Origin of the sequence: Simiduia aestuariiviva (genome assembly GCF_014192475.1) — a bacterium.
GTDB classification, from domain to species: Bacteria; Pseudomonadota; Gammaproteobacteria; order Pseudomonadales; family Cellvibrionaceae; genus Simiduia; species Simiduia aestuariiviva.
Genome location: NZ_JACHXZ010000003.1, coordinates 388249 through 407534 on the forward strand (window position 1 = coordinate 388249; position 19286 = coordinate 407534).

Annotated in this window: 19 protein-coding genes; 8 read left to right on the forward strand and 11 right to left on the reverse strand. The window is 53.3% G+C overall.

Translation table 11 applies throughout. The features are described 5' to 3' along the window. Nucleotides 1-108 precede the first annotated feature (108 nt). The 3 genes from rluD to clpB all read left to right on the forward strand — a co-directional run bounded on the left by rluD (nucleotide 109) and on the right by clpB (nucleotide 4539). Nucleotides 109-1083 carry a 23S rRNA pseudouridine(1911/1915/1917) synthase RluD gene (gene rluD / locus FHS30_RS11455; RefSeq protein ID WP_183910615.1) on the forward strand — a complete coding sequence of 325 codons (975 nt, stop codon included), beginning with the start codon at nucleotides 109-111 and terminating at the stop codon, nucleotides 1081-1083. Further along, entirely contained in the window at nucleotides 1067-1825 is a 759-nt protein-coding gene (gene pgeF, locus FHS30_RS11460; protein WP_246341290.1) for a peptidoglycan editing factor PgeF, read from the forward strand. Before rluD ends, pgeF begins: the two co-directional genes overlap by 17 nt. A 119-nt stretch (nucleotides 1826-1944) precedes the next feature. Beyond that, entirely contained in the window at nucleotides 1945-4539 is a 2595-nt protein-coding gene (gene clpB, locus FHS30_RS11465; protein WP_183910617.1) for an ATP-dependent chaperone ClpB, read from the forward strand. Between the two features lie 77 nt (nucleotides 4540-4616). Here the strand turns inward: clpB and FHS30_RS11470 are convergent, their stop codons facing one another. Then, nucleotides 4617-5069: a DUF4124 domain-containing protein gene (locus FHS30_RS11470; RefSeq protein WP_183910618.1), complete on the reverse strand. Its 453-nt coding sequence runs from the start codon at nucleotides 5067-5069 to the stop codon at nucleotides 4617-4619. A 416-nt stretch (nucleotides 5070-5485) separates the two neighbouring features. Between FHS30_RS11470 and FHS30_RS11475 the strand changes: the two genes are divergently transcribed. From FHS30_RS11475 to ilvC, 3 genes are read left to right on the forward strand one after another with little or no spacing between them, the layout of a single operon-like run. Next, nucleotides 5486-7219 carry an acetolactate synthase 3 large subunit gene (locus tag FHS30_RS11475; protein WP_183910619.1) on the forward strand — a complete coding sequence of 578 codons (1734 nt, stop codon included), beginning with the start codon at nucleotides 5486-5488 and terminating at the stop codon, nucleotides 7217-7219. Beyond that, nucleotides 7219-7710 carry an acetolactate synthase small subunit gene (gene ilvN, locus FHS30_RS11480; RefSeq protein WP_183910620.1) on the forward strand — a complete coding sequence of 164 codons (492 nt, stop codon included), beginning with the start codon at nucleotides 7219-7221 and terminating at the stop codon, nucleotides 7708-7710. The genes FHS30_RS11475 and ilvN overlap by 1 nt, the downstream gene beginning before the upstream one ends. Nucleotides 7711-7763: 53 nt before the next feature. Next, nucleotides 7764-8789 (forward strand): ketol-acid reductoisomerase, encoded by a 1026-nt coding sequence (gene ilvC / locus FHS30_RS11485; protein ID WP_183910621.1) that lies wholly within the window; start codon nucleotides 7764-7766, stop codon nucleotides 8787-8789. A 76-nt stretch (nucleotides 8790-8865) separates the two neighbouring features. Here the strand turns inward: ilvC and FHS30_RS11490 are convergent, their stop codons facing one another. Then, the gene (locus FHS30_RS11490; protein WP_183910622.1) at nucleotides 8866-9483 is read right to left on the reverse strand and encodes a Yip1 family protein; all 618 of its coding nucleotides are present in this window, start codon (nucleotides 9481-9483) and stop codon (nucleotides 8866-8868) included. Between the two features lie 305 nt (nucleotides 9484-9788). Here FHS30_RS11490 and cysK point away from each other — a divergent pair, with 305 nt between their 5' ends. Beyond that, on the forward strand, nucleotides 9789-10757 hold the full coding sequence (gene cysK, locus FHS30_RS11495; protein ID WP_183910623.1) for a cysteine synthase A: 969 nt from the start codon (nucleotides 9789-9791) through the stop codon (nucleotides 10755-10757). Nucleotides 10758-10780: 23 nt separating this feature from the next. Here the strand turns inward: cysK and FHS30_RS11500 are convergent, their stop codons facing one another. The 9 genes from FHS30_RS11500 to FHS30_RS11540 form a co-directional block, all read right to left on the reverse strand. Continuing rightward, a complete protein-coding gene (locus FHS30_RS11500; RefSeq protein WP_246341291.1) occupies nucleotides 10781-11647 on the reverse strand; it encodes a CvfB family protein in 867 nt (288 codons plus the stop codon). A 66-nt stretch (nucleotides 11648-11713) separates the two neighbouring features. Further along, the gene (locus FHS30_RS11505; protein WP_183910624.1) at nucleotides 11714-12130 is read right to left on the reverse strand and encodes a ClpXP protease specificity-enhancing factor; all 417 of its coding nucleotides are present in this window, start codon (nucleotides 12128-12130) and stop codon (nucleotides 11714-11716) included. 85 nt (nucleotides 12131-12215) lie between these two features. Beyond that, the gene (locus FHS30_RS11510; protein ID WP_183910625.1) at nucleotides 12216-12860 is read right to left on the reverse strand and encodes a glutathione S-transferase N-terminal domain-containing protein; all 645 of its coding nucleotides are present in this window, start codon (nucleotides 12858-12860) and stop codon (nucleotides 12216-12218) included. Between the two features lie 82 nt (nucleotides 12861-12942). After that, entirely contained in the window at nucleotides 12943-14997 is a 2055-nt protein-coding gene (locus FHS30_RS11515; RefSeq protein ID WP_183910626.1) for a ubiquinol-cytochrome c reductase, read from the reverse strand. A 4-nt stretch (nucleotides 14998-15001) separates the two neighbouring features. Continuing rightward, nucleotides 15002-15595: a ubiquinol-cytochrome c reductase iron-sulfur subunit gene (gene petA / locus FHS30_RS11520; RefSeq protein WP_183910627.1), complete on the reverse strand. Its 594-nt coding sequence runs from the start codon at nucleotides 15593-15595 to the stop codon at nucleotides 15002-15004. Nucleotides 15596-15824: 229 nt separating this feature from the next. After that, nucleotides 15825-16217, reverse strand: coding sequence for a 30S ribosomal protein S9 (gene rpsI / locus FHS30_RS11525; RefSeq protein WP_183910628.1), 393 nt, complete (start codon nucleotides 16215-16217; stop codon nucleotides 15825-15827). An 11-nt stretch (nucleotides 16218-16228) separates the two neighbouring features. Beyond that, nucleotides 16229-16657, reverse strand: coding sequence for a 50S ribosomal protein L13 (gene rplM, locus FHS30_RS11530; protein ID WP_183910629.1), 429 nt, complete (start codon nucleotides 16655-16657; stop codon nucleotides 16229-16231). Between the two features lie 91 nt (nucleotides 16658-16748). Then, the gene (gene zapE, locus FHS30_RS11535) at nucleotides 16749-17864 is read right to left on the reverse strand and encodes a cell division protein ZapE (protein WP_183910630.1); all 1116 of its coding nucleotides are present in this window, start codon (nucleotides 17862-17864) and stop codon (nucleotides 16749-16751) included. An 11-nt stretch (nucleotides 17865-17875) separates the two neighbouring features. Then, nucleotides 17876-18550, reverse strand: a complete 675-nt coding sequence (locus FHS30_RS11540; protein ID WP_183910631.1) for an alpha/beta hydrolase — start codon at nucleotides 18548-18550, stop codon at nucleotides 17876-17878. A 205-nt stretch (nucleotides 18551-18755) separates the two neighbouring features. On the opposite strand from FHS30_RS11540, the gene FHS30_RS11545 reads away from it, so the two are divergent. After that, the gene (locus FHS30_RS11545) at nucleotides 18756-19214 is read left to right on the forward strand and encodes a Z-ring associated ZapG family protein (RefSeq protein WP_183910632.1); all 459 of its coding nucleotides are present in this window, start codon (nucleotides 18756-18758) and stop codon (nucleotides 19212-19214) included. The last annotated feature ends 72 nt before the right edge of the window (nucleotides 19215-19286 follow it).

Here is a 19286-nt window from a genome sequence, read left to right on the forward strand (position 1 = left end):
GCACCATGGCGGGTGATCCGACAACGCCCTCTGATGCTAGGGTTATTGGGCCACAGCGCGTAAACTAGGCAGCCATTTAAACACAGCCGCACAAGATACCAAACCCCCATGTCAACGGATAGCCAACAAATCCAACTAGAAGCCCGCGTCCCCGTCAGCGCCGGTGGTGCCCGGGTAGATACCCTGGCCAGTGATCTTTTCCCCGACTACTCCCGCTCGCGCCTGCAGAGCTGGATAAAAACAGGGGCCCTGCGCCTAGATGGCAAGGTCTGTAAACCCAAAGACAAGTGCTACGGCGGCGAAACGCTCAGCCTACAAGCCACACTTGAGGCCGCTGGCGACTGGGCACCCCAGGCCATGGATCTGGACATTGTGTACGAGGATGAACACCTGCTGGTGCTCAATAAGCCCGCCGGGCTGGTTGTGCATCCGGGTGCGGGCAACGCCGATGGCACCCTGCTTAACGCGCTGCTCCACCATTGCGCAGCGCTGCAAAACATCCCCCGAGCAGGCATTGTGCACCGGCTTGATAAAGATACTACGGGGCTCATGGTGGTGGCCAAAACGCTAACAGCACAGACTGATTTGGTGGCCCAGCTGCAGGCCCGCACTGTCAAGCGCGAATACGACGCCCTGACGCTCGGCCGGATGATTGCCGGCGGCACCGTGGAGCAGCCCATCGGCCGCCACCCCACCCAAAGAACCAAAATGGCGGTGGTCGAACACGGCAAAGAGGCGATTACCCACTACAGTATTCAAAAGCGGTTTTTACATTACACCCTCGTGCGCTGCCAGCTCGCCACCGGTCGCACCCACCAGATTAGAGTCCATATGGCTTGGTTAAAGCATCCGTTGGTGGGCGATCAAACCTACGCAGGGGGCCGACAATTGGCGGCGGGCTTGAGCAGCGACATGCGCGAAGCGTTACTGGCCTTCCCTCGTCAGGCCTTACATGCAACGCAACTGGGGCTACTGCACCCCGCCAGCGGCGAACCCATGCAGTGGCAGGCCCCCCGGCCAGCTGACTTCGAAGCGCTGCTCACGCAATTGTCGCAGGAGGATGGTCTTGGCCAAGGACATTAAACTCATCACACCCGACTGGCCCGCACCGGCCAATATCGGTGCGGCCATCTCCACCCGAGTGGGCGGCGCCAGTCGCGGGCCCTATGCCTCCGCCAACCTCGGGTTGCATGTGGACGACCAACTTGACGCAGTACAGGCCAACCGCTCGACCTTGGCCCAACAACTAAATATCCAGCACATTCAATGGCTTGAGCAAGTCCACGGCACCGATATTGTCCATGCCGCCAGTGACGGGCTCACCCGCACCGCCGACGGTGCAACGACCACGGAAACCGGGCTAGCCTGTGCCGTGCTCACCGCCGATTGCCTACCGATTTTACTGTGTGACCGCGATGGCCATCAGGTCGCCGCCGTGCACGCCGGCTGGCGCGGGCTCGCCAAGGGCATCGTAGCCAAGGCAGTCGCGCAATTTGATGCGCAGGCAGATCAACTGCTGGCCTACCTCGGGCCCGCCATCGGCAGCCAAAAATTTGAAGTGGGCGTAGACGTGTTAGAGGCCTTTTTTGAGCTCGCCGCCTCCGCCGAAGCCGCAGACGCCATTGCCGCCGCATTTATACCGGCGCATAAGCCACTAAAATTTTTCGCCGACCTCTACCTATTGGCGCGCCTAGCACTGAGTCAAAGTCACGTGCACGCAGTATACGGCGGCGATTTTTGTACCGTTACAGACGCTGAGCATTTTTACTCCTATCGCCGCGATGGCACCACCGGGCGCATGGCCAGTTTAATTTGGCGCCGGTAAACCGGACACGTAAAAAGCCGGGCGCCACTAAAATATCGAGTGACAATCGCACCACGCTTGAATTCTCTGACTGCTACCCTCACCTATTATGGTAAGTGCAATCATCTTTGAGGTTAGCCATGCGCATTGATCGACTGACAAACCAATTGCAAATCGCGCTGTCCGACGCCCAGTCGCTGGCAGTTGGCCGCGACCACCCGCACCTAGAGCCCAGCCACTTGCTGTTGGCCTTACTGGATCAGCAAGGGGGCATGATTCGCCCACTCCTGGCACAGGCAGGTTTTGATGTCACTGGCTTGCGCAATGAGTTGGCCAAACGGCTGGACCACTTACCGCGCATTCAAAACCCGACCGGTGATGTCCACATGTCACCCGAGCTTGGTCGACTTTTAAATTTGGCCGACAAACACGCGCAAAAAGCGGGCGACAAATTTATTTCCAGTGAAACACTATTGCTCGCCGCCATGGAAGAAGGCCGCAGTGAAATGGCCACCATGCTCAATCAATTTGGTGACCTCAAACGATTGCGCGACGCGGTAGATCGTGTCCGTGGTGGTGAAACTGTTGAAAGTCCCGACGCCGAAGGCAACCGTCAAGCGCTGGAAAAATTTACCATCGATCTCACCGCCCGCGCAGAAGCCGGCAAGCTCGACCCAGTGATTGGTCGCGACGATGAAATTCGACGCACCATTCAAGTCTTACAACGTCGCACAAAGAACAACCCCGTACTTATCGGTGAACCGGGCGTGGGTAAAACCGCAATCGTTGAAGGGTTGGCTCAGCGCATAATCAACGGAGAAGTGCCAGAGGGGCTGAAAAATAAACGCTTACTCTCCTTAGACTTAGGTTCACTACTGGCCGGCGCCAAATTTCGAGGCGAGTTTGAAGAACGACTTAAAAATGTATTGAATGAACTGGCCAAGCAGGAAGGCCGCATCATTCTATTTATAGATGAATTACACACCATGGTGGGTGCAGGGAAAGCAGAGGGCGCCATGGATGCGGGCAACATGTTAAAACCCGCACTGGCGCGCGGTGAGCTGCACTGTGTCGGCGCCACCACACTCAATGAATATCGTCAATTTATAGAAAAGGATGCCGCCTTAGAACGGCGTTTTCAGAAAGTCCTCGTTGACGAACCCAGCGAAGAAGACACCATCGCTATACTTCGAGGCTTAAAAGAGCGCTACGAAGTCCATCATGGCGTCGACATTACTGATTCAGCCATCATCGCAGCCGCCAAATTGTCACAGCGCTACATTACCGACCGGCAATTACCCGATAAAGCCATCGACCTAGTGGACGAAGCCGCTAGCCGCATTCGTATGGAAATCGATTCGAAACCGGAGGAGATGGATCGCCTCGAACGTCGCCTCATTCAATTGAAAATTGAACGCGAGGCCGTCAAAAAAGATGAAACTGATGCAGCCCGAAAACAATTGTTAATGCTCGACGGCGAAATTGACAAAGTAGAGCGCGAGTTTGCAGACCTCGAAGAAATTTGGCGCACCGAAAAAGCCGCGTTAAGTGGCTCACAAGATATCAAGAGCAGCTTAGAGCAAGCGCGCCTCGACATGGAGTCAGCGCGACGCGCGGGCGACCTAGCCCGCATGTCAGAGCTGCAATACGGCATTATTCCCGAGCTTGAAAAGCAGCTCGACATGGCTAGCCAAGCCGAAATGATGGAAATGAAACTGCTGCGCAACAAGGTAACAGAGGAAGAAATTGCCGAAGTCGTTTCCAAATGGACAGGCATTCCAGTTAGCAAGATGCTCGAAGGCGAGCGTGAAAAATTGCTGAAAATGGAGGCGGCGCTGCATAAGAAAGTTATCGGACAAGCGGAGGCCGTAAATGCCGTCGCCAATGCAGTGCGCCGCTCACGCGCGGGGCTTTCCGACCCGAATCGGCCCAACGGCTCCTTTCTGTTTTTAGGGCCGACGGGTGTAGGTAAGACCGAACTTTGCAAAGCATTGGCAGAGTTTTTATTCGACACGCCCGAGGCCATGGTGCGCATCGATATGTCGGAATTTATGGAGAAGCACTCAGTCGCAAGGTTGATCGGCGCGCCGCCCGGCTATGTGGGTTATGAAGAAGGCGGCTATTTGACCGAGGCCGTGCGGCGCAAACCCTACTCCGTACTGCTGCTGGATGAAGTGGAAAAAGCGCACCCCGATGTATTCAATATCTTGCTGCAAGTGCTGGACGACGGCAGGTTGACGGACGGACAAGGTCGCACGGTGGATTTTCGCAACACCGTGATTGTCATGACATCCAACTTGGGCTCAGATCGCATTCAAGCGTTGGCAGAAGCTGGCGACGACCAATATGAAGTTATGAAAAACGCGGTCATGGAGGTTGTCAGTCAACACTTTCGCCCCGAGTTTATCAATCGTATAGACGAGGCCGTGGTCTTCCACCCACTGGGGCGCGATCAAATACGCGGCATTGCACAACTTCAGCTGGCACTGCTAGAAAAGCGCTTGAAAGAGCGAGAATTGCATCTGGAGCTCTCGGACGAGGTAATGGAAAAAATCTTGGCAGCGGGCTACGACCCTGTGTACGGCGCTCGCCCGCTTAAGCGTGCCATCCAGCACATCGTCGAAAACCCTCTGGCCCAGGCAATTTTAGAGGGGCAGTTTGCGCCGGGAGACACGATAATCACCCAACTGGTCAATGAGCAAATCCATTTCAGCGGCGGCTCAATTGCCGAGTAACGCGCGACCAAAGGGCCAATTCAGCAAGCACTAAAAAAGGCGCCCTTAGGCGCCTTTTTTAGTGTGCGGTTACTGCGCTAGTTGCAGCTTTCCCGCATCGCGGCTTCCGCTTCCATCATCTTTTCATTGCGCTCAGCTTCCGAAAGATAGCGGATACTACCGTCGGGTTCAGTCACTCTGACACGCGCATTATTCTGCAACGTGGCAATGTTTGACTGCGCCACCTGACAGCGCTGGGGATCCACTGGCGCCGCAGCCGCTTGGGCTTGTTTAGGGCTCGGCACTTTGGGAGCTGAGCCTGCTTCGTCACCTGGCAGCACGCGGCTTGTGGGGATCGCATTGCTTTTGCCCTTGCCGCCTGAACCGCCAACCTGTGTATTCACACGCGTTGATGGGCGATCTTTAGGGGGGGTGACGGTGTAATGGGTCGCGCCATTGTCGTCGACCCATTTATAAAATTCTTTAGCCACAACGCTGTCTGAGGTTGCGATGCCAATCATTAAAATACTGGCCAGAAACAAAATACGCATGACGAGATCCATACTCCAAAGTTGCGGTATCAGTATAAGACTATACTACCTGTTAGCAATAAAACCTACCAAGCACCTCACAAAACCCGCCTAAAACGATACGTTTGCTACTTTTTAGGCCAGCTACTTGACATTATTTGCTAAATTGCCAGAATTGCTGGTTCGCTAGATGGCTATAGACATACTGGTAAACCCAGTTCTTTTCTACCCCGGCAGGTCAACCACCCGCCTCACCATCCAGAGTTGCGAAGATGCGTCCACCGACGCCATCTTATTCCAGCCCCTGCAGCGTTAAAAGCGCGTAGGTACTGGTTAATCAGAAGCTAATTCAGCATTGAGTTAGGGCATACCTGTATGGATGGGTGCCCAGTGGCGCATTTAGCGTAGATTAATGCAAATTCTAAAAGGGGAACGAAGTGGAACTGCTTTCCGGCGGCGACATGTTAATTCGCGCACTTCAAGACGAAGGCGTAGACACTATATTTGGCTATCCCGGTGGATCAGCCCTGCACATATACGACGCAATTTTCCGCCAGAAAAAGGTTAAACATATACTCGTGCGACACGAGCAGGCGGCAACCCATGCCGCTGATGGCTATGCGCGCGCGACCGGGAAAGTCGGTACTGTACTCGTCACATCTGGCCCCGGCGCCACCAATGCCATTACCGGTATTGCCACGGCTTATATGGACTCCATTCCCATGGTGGTCATTTCCGGCCAAGTACCATCGGATAAGATTGGTGAAGATGCCTTTCAAGAAACCGATATGGTGGGCGTGTCGCGGCCCATCGTAAAGCACAGCTTTTTGGTAAAGGATCCCGCCGAAATTCCGGCCACCATAAAAAAAGCCTATTACATCGCCGCGACCGGTCGTCCGGGCCCCGTCGTTGTGGATTTACCCAAGGATGTCACCAATCCGTACGAAAAGTTTGAATATAGCTACCCAAAAAAAATCAAACTTCGCTCGTACACGCCCATTGAAAAGGGGCACAGCGGGCAGATTCGCAAAGCCGTTCAATTATTAATGGGTGCGCGCCGTCCAGTCATTTATGCGGGCGGCGGTGTCGTGCAAGGCAACGCCTCCGAACTCGTGACGCAATTCGCGCGCACGCTGAACTTTCCCGTGACCACCACACTGATGGGCTTGGGTGGATTTCCGGCATCGGATAGCCGCTGGCTCGGCATGCTCGGCATGCACGGCACCTACGAGGCCAATACGGCCATGCACCACGCCGATGTCATTTTGGCCGTGGGTGCGCGCTTTGATGATCGCGTTACAAATACGCCCAATAAATTCTGCCCGCAGGCGAAAATTATTCATATCGATATAGATCCCGCGTCGATTTCCAAAACCGTGTCTGCGGACATCCCCATCGTGGGCTCCGTTGGCAGCGTAATGAAAGATATGCTGGGCCTGCTCAATGAAATTAGTGAGCGCCCCGATGCCAAAATGCTGGGTGACTGGTGGCAGCAAATCGAAGATTGGCGTGCGCGTCACGGCATTCTCATTGAGCCTCGCTACGACATCAGCAGCGAATTAATTAAACCGCAAGATGTGATCAAAACGCTGCACAAAGTTACCGGTGGCGACGCCTATATCACCTCCGATGTTGGTCAGCATCAAATGTTTGCGGCCCAATACTACGGTTTCGACCTGCCGCGCCGCTGGATCAATTCGGGCGGTTTGGGCACCATGGGCTTCGGCCTGCCCTCCGCCATGGGCGTACAGATGGCACACCGCGATGCCACCGTGGCCTGTGTAACCGGTGAAGGTTCTATTCAAATGTGCATTCAAGAGTTGTCTGCCTGCACGCAATATCACCTGCCCATAAAAATAATTTGTTTAAACAACCAAGCCCTGGGCATGGTGAAACAATGGCAGGACATGCAATACAGCAGTCGCTACTCCGAATCACTGTATGAAGATTCGCTCCCAGATTTCGTCAAGCTAGCCGAGGCCTATGGCCATGTCGGTATACGCGTCGAACGCAAAGATGAGCTGCAAGCAAAGATGGAAGAATGCTTCGCCATGAAAGACCGCCTTGTCTTTATGGACATTCAAGTTGACCCCGCCGAACACGTTTACCCCATGCAGATCGCGCCAGGCACTATGCGTGACATGTGGTTAAGTAAGACGGAGCGCACATAATGAGACGGATTATTTCAGTGCTGATGGAAAACGCACCTGGCGCGCTGTCACGGGTCGTTGGCCTGTTTTCACAGCGCGGCTATAACATCGAAAGCTTGACGGTTGCCCCCACTGAGGACGCCACCCTGTCACGATTAACTTTGACCACTATTGGCGATGACCACAAAATTGAGCAGATCACTAAGCACCTCAATAAATTAATCGATGTGGTCAAGTTGGTGGACTTAACAGAAGGTGCGCATATTGAGCGCGAATTGATGCTGATTAAAGTCAAGGCCATCGGTAATCAACGCGAAGAGGTGAAGCGATGCGTAGATATTTTCCGCGGCCAAATTGTCGATGTCACACCCAGCGTTTATATCGTGCAGGTGGCCGGCACCTCTGACAAGCTCGATGCCTTTGTACAGTCTGTTGGAGAAAGCGCCATTCTCGAAGTGGTGCGCACAGGCGTATCGGGTATCGCCCGCGGAGAAAAGGTGTTGAGCCTTTAAGCACGCAACACTAAAAAACATATTCCAATGCAACATTACTATAGGATTTAGCCATGCAAGTTTACTACGACAAAGACTGCGACCTTTCCATCATCAAGGGAAAGAATGTTGCGATCGTGGGTTACGGCTCACAGGGTCACGCCCACGCTCAAAACCTGAAGGATTCTGGCGTTGCCAACGTTGTGGTGGCACTTCGAAAAGGCTCTTCAAATTGGGCCAAAGCAGAAAAAGCCGGCTTAAAAGTCGCTGAAATTGCCGATGCGGTAAAAGATGCCGATGTCACAATGATCTTGTGCCCGGATGAACATCAAGCGGCGATCTATACCAATGAAATCGGCCCTCATTTGAAACCCGGCTCAGCGCTGGCCTTTGCCCACGGTTTGAACATCCACTTTCAATTGATTCAGCCACCCACAGATGTGGACGTCATCATGGTTGCCCCTAAGGGCCCAGGCCACACCGTGCGCTCTACCTATTTAGAGGGCGGTGGAGTTCCCACGCTCATCGCGATCTATCAAGATGCAACGGGCAAAGCTAAAGATCTGGCCCTGTCCTACGCCTCAGCTAATGGCGGCGGTCGCTCTGGCATTATCGAAACCAATTTCCGCGAAGAGACTGAAACGGATTTGTTTGGTGAGCAAGCCGTGTTATGTGGTGGCGCTTCTGCGCTGGTTGAAGCAGGCTTTGAAACACTGGTGGAAGCCGGATACGCACCCGAAATGGCCTACTTTGAATGCTTACACGAGCTGAAACTTATTGTCGATCTCATGTACCAAGGTGGTATCGCCGACATGCGCTACTCCATTTCCAACACCGCCGAATACGGTGACTATGCCACGGGCCCGCGCATCATTACGGAAGAAACTAAAGCCGAGATGAAACGCGTGCTGAAGGACATTCAAGAGGGGCGCTTTGTGCGAGATTTTATTTTGGAATGCCAAGCAGGCTACCCCGTGATGAAAGCCAAGCGCCGCATTGCCGGTGAACACGGAATTGAACAAGTCGGTCACAAGTTGCGCGGGATGATGCCCTGGATTAAAGCCAATAAGATCATTGATAAAACGGAAGGCAATAATTGATGCCCCACCCCGAATATCTTTAGCCAATAAAAAACCCCGCACAAGCGGGGTTTTTTATTGTGGTTACTAGGCGTCGTCAGTCCGCGTAGACGGGGCCAATACCCATCCCCCACACAATAACGGTACCGACGCGAACGATAACGAGCATGACCAATCCCACGGTCACCACTGAGGTCGCATACATAAAAGCGCGCTCTTTATCGATATTCATCAAAATTGGAATACCCTCGTACACCAAATACACTGCGTAACAAGCCGCAATAATGGTGGCCGCGGCATTGAGCCACAACTCAGGGTAGACACCTACGATGCCCGCCAAAAACACGGGAGTGGTTATGTAAACCGCAAGTGCAGTGCCCTCATAGTGACGCTGCTCTGCAGAATCTGTGACGCCGTAGGTTTTGGCCATCCAATTAATGAATTCGCCCAGTACATAAACGCCCACAATAAGCGCAAAATAGGTCATCACACAAAGAGACAGGGCCGATTCGGCGGTCAGCTTCACCACGTCGCCATCGCCAACGGTCCAGCCAACCTGAGTCACACCAAAATAGGCGGCAACTGGAGGAATAAGTGCGAGAAAAGGAACGTGACTTAAAAATACCTGAGCAAACGAGTGGCGCTCATTGCGAATGGCTTTCCATTCACTGTCAGGGTGCAGCAGAATACCGAGTGTATGCTCCAAAATGGCCATAGAGCCTCCTTCTTTATTTATTTTTGGCTACATCTCTGACTATCGCCACGGTCTTTAGGCCGGTATGCAATAACCAGAAGCACCCTCAGTATTAAGGAGGCGGTCGAACAGCACCAATAAGAATTCGCTATGTAAATAGTCATTATAATGCTGTGATGATATAAGCAATTGATCTCATTCAGGACACAAAAACAACCAATAGCGGTTTTTGGACGAATTTAAGCGACACTACAGATTATTAGACGCATTTAACCCCTAAACCTATGGGGCACACACTAATACCAATGCAACAGGGAACGGATACAATGCAAAAGATTCATCAAGACAACTCGCAAGCCATTGGCAATACCCCCTTGGTACAACTGAACCGGTTAACAGAGCACCGCGTGTTGGCCAAACTTGAATCCCGCAACCCCGCAGGGTCCGTCAAGTGCCGTATAGGCGCAAATATGATCTGGGAGGCAGAAAAGCAGGGGCTGCTTAAACCAGGCATGACGGTTGTAGAGCCAACCAGCGGCAATACCGGCATTGCGCTAGCTTACGTCTGTGCGGCTCGGGGCTATAAATTAATACTGACGATGCCGAGCTCCATGAGCCTTGAGCGACGCCAGTTGATTAAAGCGCTTGGCGCACACTTAGAGCTAACGCCACCCGAGCTCGGCATGAAAGGCGCGATGGAAAAAGCACGCGCCATCGCCTCAGAAAACCCACAAGCCCACTTCATGCCTCAGCAATTTTCCAACCCTGCCAATCCGGCGATTCACGAGGCCACCACCGGCCCCGAAATTTGGAACGACACAGAGGGCAATGTAGACATTCTAGTGGCCGGTGTTGGGACGGGCGGTACCATAACCGGGGTATCGCGCTATTTTAAAATTACGCGCGGCAAAGCGCTGTGCACGGTGGCTGTTGAGCCCAGCCACTCCCCCGTCATCAGTCAAACACTGTCGGGGGCCGAAATCACGCCGGCGCCCCACAAAATTCAGGGAATAGGCGCAGGCTTCGTGCCCGACAACTTGGATTTGAGCCTTGTGGACGATACCGTGCAGGTGAGTAACGAAGAGGCCATTGCCATGGCTCATCGACTTATGAAAGAGGAAGGCATACTCGCCGGCATCTCCTGTGGCGCAGCCACCGCAGCGGCGCTTAAAATTGCCGAGCGACCCGAAAACGCCGGCAAAACAACTGTCGTCATACTGCCCGATTCAGGCGAACGCTACTTATCGAGCGCCTTGTTTGAAGGGCAGTTTGGCGAACGCGAAACCCAACAATAACGCCAAGGCCGGCGCCGAACAGGTTACTCGGCGTCGGAATCCTTGGTGCTGCGAATGCCATTGGACTCCAGCTCAAGCTCGCCCGCTTTATACAAGCTGCCTATGGTGCGCTTAAAGGCCGCTTTACTCATTCCTAGCGCGCGGGTAATTTCAGCGGGATCTGACTTGTCATGCAGCGGCGCAAAACCACCTTGGCGAGCCACATAGGCCATGACTTTTTCAGCCAGCTGATCACGCTGAACAGATTTGTTTTGCAAGGTGAGATCGATCTTGCCATCAGGCCGCACGCGCTTGATAAACCCTTGGATTTGCTGGCCAAAGCTTAGCCGTTGAAACACCTCAGAAGAAAACAGCACGCCCCAATGAGCGTGGTTAATAATAGCCTTGAAGCCCAAATCGGTAGAATTGGCGACAATCAAATCCACTGATTGGCCGACCTTATAGCGCGGCTGATATTTGTCCAAATACTTATCTATTTTTGAACTCGCCACTATGCGTCCATCGTGCTCATTCACATAGACGTACACGAGATAGTGACGGCCCGCCTCCATTGGGCGCTGTTGCTCTGCAAACGGCACCAGCAATTCCTTGCCGAGCCCCCAATCTAAAAAGGCGCCTACACGCGTCACCGCACTCGCCTCCAATAGTGCGAATTGGCCGACCTGTACCTTTGGCGTTTCCGTGGTGGCCACAGGCCGATCTTCAGAGTCCAAATATACAAAGACCCGAATAAATTCACCCACTTGCAGGGCATCGGTAACGAAGCGGCGGGGCAATAAAATCTCTCCGCCATCTGGCAATGCTAAAAAAGCACCGAAATCCGACAATTTAGCCACTGGCAAAGTGTGAAACTGCCCCAATCCTTTCATGCTGGTATTCTCTGCAATCATCGATAGTCACCGCCTAGTGGCGGAATAAAAACGGGGGCCTTAGCCCCCGATCGAAACAGTCTAGCGCTATTTCACCACCCGTAAACTGGGTCGACCCGCCGGTTCAGGCTTGGCCACAGGCTTGGGCTTCTTCGGAGACGGCTCCGGCGGCGTTGGCTCAGGCTCCAACTCGGGCTCAAACACCATGCCCTGACCGTTTTCACGGGCGTAAATACCCAGCACGGCTCGACTTGGCACATAAATATCCGTAGGAATTCCGCCAAATCGGGCATTGAAACTAATGGCCTGATTATCGAGACTTAAACTCATCACCGCGCCTGGCGAGATGTTAAGGACAATTTGCCCATCTTTGTTTACATGCTGCTGGGGCACTTCAACACCCTGCGCTTGAGCATCCACCAAAATATAGGGTGTGCAATTGTTGTCCACAATCCACTCATAGAGCGCGCGAATCATGTAAGGCCGACTGGACGTCATTGCCATGCTGGAAGAACTCCTACAGGTGTTACGTGTATGGCGCCCTAGGGCAGCGCCAACATATAAAGGGGGCCAAGCCCCCTTTGGATTTCTACTTCTTTTTACCTGAGCGCATATCTTTTTCAAGCTCAGTCAGGCTCTCACGGAAAGACTCTCTCGCGAACAGTCGATCCATGTAATCAAACAAAGGCTTGGTCGCCTTGGTTTGTGGGATATTAATTTCCAAGTCATCCAAACGCCAGAAAATAGGCGCTAAGCAACAATCAACCAAGGTGAACTCTTCACTCATGAAGAACGGCATCTCGGCAAAAATTGGCGCTATGGCGGTGAAACTTTCACGCAGTTCTTTGCGTGCTTTAGTCACTGCATCTTTGCTGGAGTTCTCTAGAATCACATTAATTAACGGGCACCAATCGCGCTCAATGCGATACATCCACAGACGGCTTTGCGCGCGCGCCACTGGGTAAACCGGTAGCAACGGCGGATGCGGAAAACGCTCATCTAGATATTCCATCATGACCTTGGTTTCATACAACGCAAGATCGCGATCGACTAAAGTCGGTAGCGAATTGTAGGGATTCAGGTCTGCGAGTTCAGCAGGCTTGGCCTCAGGATCTATGTCTTCGACATCTACGGTTACCCCCTTCTCTGCCAGAACTATGCGCACACGATGGCTATAGTGGTCACTTGCGTCAGAAAAATAGGTCATAGATGATCGCTTAGCGACTGCACCCATTGGATTCACCTCAGTTTTATCAATTCAGTAATAAACAAGGGCGGCTCTGTGTTACCACAGGCCGCCCAAGCCGTGCATGCAATTAATGTATGTCTTTCCAATACTCACGATTAAGTAGGAAAACAAACACAAACAGCACTAGTAAAAATAACAGGACATACACACCGATGCGCTCGCGATCAAGCGCATAGGGTTCGGCGATATACTCCAAAAAGTTCACCAGATCATAGATAGCTTGATCAAACTCTTCAGTATTCATGGTGCCCTTTTGCTCGCCCACTTTCAGGCTACCGCAGGGATCATCCGCAATCACAGCACCCGTCACAGGGTCGCGAACGGGGCGGCCATGCTCGTAGCGAGGACCGGGAGCACACTCCGCCAAGCCCTGAAGCTCCAGCATCGCGTGGGGCATTGCCACCTTGTCGAATACTCGGTTGTTGACACCGGTCGGCCGCGTATCGTCTTTGTAGAAATTGCGCAGATAGGTGTAGAGCCATTCGGGATTGCGAGCACGAGCCACCAGTGTTAAATCAGGTGGCGTTGCACCAAACCAAGCCTTGGACTTGTCTGGATCCATGGAAATGGTCATCAACTCACCAATGCGGCGATCTCCAAACACCAGGTTTTCCTGCATCACGTCATGCGGAATACCCAAGTCATCTGCAACGCGCTCGAAGCGTGAGAAACTGGCGGCGTGGCAACCCATGCAATAGTTGGTGAACAATTGCGCACCGCGCTGCAGGGATTCCTTGTTCTCCAAGTCGGGCACCATCACATCACACTCAATGCTGCCACAGGCGTACTGCCCCTCGGCACCCACCGCCTTGATGGGCACGATGGTCAGCGCCAAGAACAGGAAGAAACCGCCCCACACTAAACCTGCGCTCAAACCTTTCGCCTGTGTTCGCGTTGGCTCAGGCTGGCATTTTTCTCGCACGGTCCAGAACGGCATACCAATAAAATAGGCGAAGTAGATAATCGTACAAATCTGCGCCAGCGCCGTGCGACCTGGGGTAGGTGACTTAACACCCAAGTAACCCAAGATCACAAAAGATGCCGCAAACACGATCAACGCAACGCGGCTAAAGGTGCCTTTGTAGCGCATGGATTTTACTGGGCTCTTGTCTAACCAAGGCAGCACAAACAGGATGGCTATTGCGGCACCCATGGCAATCAGACCCAAGAACTTGGAGCTCAACGGCCCAATATCGAAGGTCACCGCACGCAAAATCGCGTAGAACGGTGTGAAATACCAAACAGGCGCAATGTGAGGTGGTGTCTTCAGATTGTTCGCTTCTTCAAAGTTTGCGTACTCCAAAAAGAAGCCGCCCATTTCTGGCATGAAGAAAATCACAAAGCAGAAGGCAAACAGGAATACCGTTACACCCACCAGATCGTGCACTGTGTAGAACGGATGGAAAGGCACGCCGTCAAGGGGGATACCGTTTTCATCTTTGTTCTTTTTAATCTCAACGCCATCGGGGTTGTTTGAACCCACTTCGTGCAGCGCGAGAATATGCAGTACAACCAGCGCCAGTAACACGATGGGCAGTGCCACCACGTGCAACGCGAAGAAGCGGTTCAGGGTAATACCCGAAATCAGGTAGTCACCGCGAATCCACTGTACCAGGTCGTCGCCCACCACGGGAATTGCACCAAACAGCGATACGATCACCTGCGCACCCCAGTAGGACATCTGGCCCCAGGGCAACACATAACCCATGAAGGCTTCGGCCATCAGGGCAACGTAAATGGTCATACCGAAAATCCACACCAGCTCGCGTGGCGCCTTGTAAGAGCCATACATCAAGCCGCGGAACATGTGCAGATACACCACCAAGAAAAACGCCGAGGCGCCGGTGGAATGCATGTAGCGAATTATCCAGCCGAAATCTACATCACGCATGATGTATTCAACGGAGGCAAAAGCACCTTCGGCGGTAGGCGTGTAGCTCATTGTGAGCCAGATACCGGTCAGCAGCTGGTTGACTAACACCAGAATCGACAAGACACCGAAGAAATACCAAAAGTTAAAGTTTTTGGGCGCATAGTACTTCGCCATGTGGGTGTCCCAAGCGCGCTGCACGGGCAAGCGCTCGTCAACCCAACCCCATAGACCTGTGAGCCAATTTTTCATTCTTTTAAGCCTCCTGATCTACGCCGATCAGTACCACTGAATCGGTTTCAAAGGTGTAGGGTGGAACTTCCAAGTTAATCGGTGCGGGAACGCCTTTGTATACGCGACCGGCCAAATCAAACTTAGAACCGTGACAAGGGCAGAAGAAGCCGCCCAGCCATTCGTCGCCACCCAAATCCTGAGCACCCACATCGGGGCGATACATTGGCGCACAACCCAAATGCGTACACAGTCCGAGTAACACCAAGAACTCTGGCTTAATCGAACGATGTTCATTTTGTGCATAGGCGGGTTGCTGCTGCTCGATCGACTCTGGGTCGCGCAGCTGATCGGCCATGCCAGGTAAAGATTGCAACGTCTCCTCGGTCCGACGGACGATGTAAACCGGCTTACCGCGCCACTCAACAACGATCATCTGACCGGGCTCGAGCTTGGATACATTAGCCCGAACCGGCGCGCCAGCGGCTTTCGCCTTAGCACTTGGATTCCAGGAACCAACAAAAGGTACCGCTACACCTACAGCGCCCACAGCGCCTACCACGGAGGTGGCTGCTGTCAAAAAACGACGACGCCCCTCGTTTACACCGTCATTGCTCATGACGTTTCTCTCCCATCACAGCTACAAGAGCCAGTAAATGACTGAAATAAAAAAAGAAAAAGCTTAATTTATGCACCCCAAAAAGTCGCACAATCTTAATGAAAATGACCACAACTGACAAGGATAACCACGGATCGTGCCGTGTTTCGGGGCAAATGGGTAGGTTGGAAACAAAAAAGGCGCGCCAATCGGCACGCCTTTCGAGTCCACCTGCAGTGCAGGGTGCGAATTAACGCTTGGAGAACTGTGGCTTCTTACGCGCTTTGCGCAAGCCCACTTTCTTACGTTCAACTTCACGAGAGTCACGAGTTACATAACCCGCTTCGCGCAGTGAAGGACGCAACGCTTCGTCATAAGCCATCAATGCACGGGTTAAACCGTGACGGATTGCACCGGCCTGACCGAAGCTACCACCACCTTTAACGGTGACAGTAACGTCGAACTTTTCAACATTGTCGGTCAGCTCAAGTGGCTGACGAACGATCATACGGGCAACTTCGCGACCAAAATAGGCCTCCAAGGAACGCTCGTTGATAGTGATGTTGCCACTGCCCGGCTTGATAAATACACGCGCAGTTGAGGTCTTGCGGCGACCCGTACCGTAGTATTGAGTATCTGCCATTTTCAGCTTCCTTAGATATTCAGTTCTTTAGGTTGCTGTGCAGTGTGCGGGTGAGCACTACCAGCGTACACTTTCAGCTTGCGGAACATGGCGCGTCCCAGAGGGCCTTTGGGCAACATGCCCTTAACAGCACTCTGAATAATGCGCTCGGGGGCATGATCACGAAGCTTTTCAAAGCTCATGGTCTTCAAGCCACCAGGAAACTCAGTGTGACGGTGATACAGCTTATCCGTCTCTTTGTTTCCAGTAACACGCACTTTTTCTGCGTTGACTACAACGATGTAGTCGCCAGTGTCCACATGCGGAGTGTACTCAGGCTTGTGCTTGCCACGCAGACGACTAGCGATCTCTGTAGCCATACGGCCTAGAGTCTTGCCATCAGCATCGACAATGAACCAGTCACGCTGGACTGTTTCGGGTTTAGCACTGTAAGTCTTCATGTTATATAGCCTTTAACGAGGGTCTTCCCACAAAAAGAGCGCGCATACTACAGATTCGGCATGGCCTTTTCAAGCGCTTTTTGCTCTGAAATCAGGGTTTATGGGGCTTGGCCAGATAGTCTTTACTCTGCATCTCCAACAAACGGCTACTCGTGCGCTCAAACTCAAAGTTTAGCCGGCCACCGCCGTACAGCTCAGTCAGTGGCACTTCCGCCGAAATGACCAGTTTGACGTTTCGGTCATAGAACTCATCCACCATATTAATGAAGCGGCGCGCTTGGTCATCTTTCTGCCCCCCCATCACCGGCACATCCGTCACCAATACGGCGTGGTAGATCTTGGCGAGCTCAATATAGTCATTCTGAGACCGAGGCCCATCACACAGCGTTTTGAAGTCAAACCACACGACGTCCTCACCCTCAAAGCGCGCGTGCATCGTGCGCCCTTCCACCTCAAGGTCGACATCGGCCTCGATTTCTTCGTGGTCGGGCACCAACGCCTCAAAACTGTGGCGCATGGCAACTTCCGCCTCTGGCCCTAAGGGCGAGTGGTATAACTCGGCCTGCTCAAGCGCGCGCAACCGGTAATCGACACCGCCATCCACATTGACAACCAATGTGTGCTGGTTGAGCAACGCAATAGCAGGCAGGAATCGCGCGCGCTGCAAGCCATCTCGATACAAGCCATCGGGCACAATATTTGAGGTCGCCACCAGTGTCACACCTCGCGCGAACAGCGCTTGCAGCAATGTGGCCAAAATCATGGCATCGGTAATATCGCTGACGAAGAATTCGTCGAAACAAATTACGCGAGTCTCCCCTGCCAGCCGGTCCGCCACTTTCTCCAGCGGATTTTTCTGGCCATCCAGCTGCTTTAACTCTTGATGGACGCGCTTCATAAACCGATGGAAATGCACGCGCATTTTTCGCTCAAACGGCAGCGAATCAAAAAACACATCCATCAAATAGGTTTTGCCGCGCCCGACACCCCCCCAGAAATACAGACCGCGCTCAGGTGCCGCGGGCTTTGATCGCCCAAAGAACCCCAATACAGTAGCCCAGGCACCGCCAACGGGCTGCTCACGCAACAACCGCTCATACAAATCCTGCAGCAATTCGATGGCCTTCAGCTGGGCGTCATCCTGCTTAAAGCCGTGCGCTACATCCTTTTGATAGCGCGCCATCGGGGTCAACGGATTTTCAGTCATGCACTCTCAACTCACAAATTATTCTGTGCCGCGTCGGCACAATCGATCAAAGCCCGCTGCAGCCACTCCCGCAAAGCGTGCAGCTGCCCGTGAAAAAAATGCCCCGTTTCGGGCATGGTGCGCCATCGCACTTGCCCCTGCAGCGCACCGGCCCAACGCTCGAATCCTGACACATCCACCAATTCATCGCTCGCACCGATAACCATGTCGGTAGGACAGGGAAATCGCCGCTCGCGGTCGTAATCGTAGCGCTCCACCGGTGGCGCAACTAACGCCAAATGAACAGGCTTCAATGACCAGCTGGCCGCAGCAACCATCGCCGATCCAAAGGAAAACCCCGCTAACAGCATCTGCGCCCGAGGTAAATGCAGCGCCGCCCAACCGGCGACGCACAACACATCATCCACCTCGCCTCGCCCGTGGCCATACACTCCCTCACTGGCGCCAACGCCGCGGAAATTAAAGCGCACCGTCGCGACCCCAAGCTGGTGATAAGCGCGCGCAAGGGTCGCCACCACCTTGTTGGACATAGTGCCACCGTGTTGCGGATGCGGGTGTGCGATGACCACAAGGCGCGCGTCCTGCGACAGCAGCCCCTCTGGATTTCCCAGTTGTGTGAGCAGCTCAATACGCCCCGCAGGGCCATCAATCAAATGTTGCTGCTCTCGATCGCTAAACGCATCCATAGGCCAATGAACCTCACGTCACTAAAAACCTTTTGCAATAAGATTGTGATCCATTACTCCGGATTACAGCATATAATAGAAACTAGAACTGGCTGTCGCGCCAGCTCGGGGCGCGCATTATGGCATGGAGCACAGCGCGCTTTAAGCCACCCGTAGTCTATTTGGCCCCACGAAGGAGAGCCCTGTGTTTTCGATGAGTACTTTGATGTTGACCGTATTAACCTGCCTGCTGCTCGGCGGTGTGATCGGCGCCTTTATGATGTTTGCATTGCGCCCTCAGGAAAAAATCAATCGCGAATTGGAATCTCAATTGATGGAGGCAGAATCTCGATTGCGTGAATACCAGCAAGAGGTTACACAACACTTTGTTGACACTTCCCAGCTAATCAACAATTTAACGCGCAGCTATCGCGACGTTCACGAGCACTTGGCCGCCTCAGCCATGAAGCTCGGCAATGCTGATTTGAGCCGCCAAATTGCCCAAGCTGGCGATGGTAAATTGCTCGAACAGCCCAAAGAGCCGGCCCCTGAAGACATCAAACCGCCCACCGACTGGGCCCCCAAGGTACCGGGAAAACAGGGCACGCTGAGCGAATCCTATGGGTTAGAAGAAGACCCTACCGAAGAGGACGAGACCCTCGTTATCCAGCGCCATCAAGCCTAATACCCCAGCCCCGGCAGATCGCCGGGGCGCACATAACGCCCACCCCCCAAGCGCGCCACAATGGCATATAAT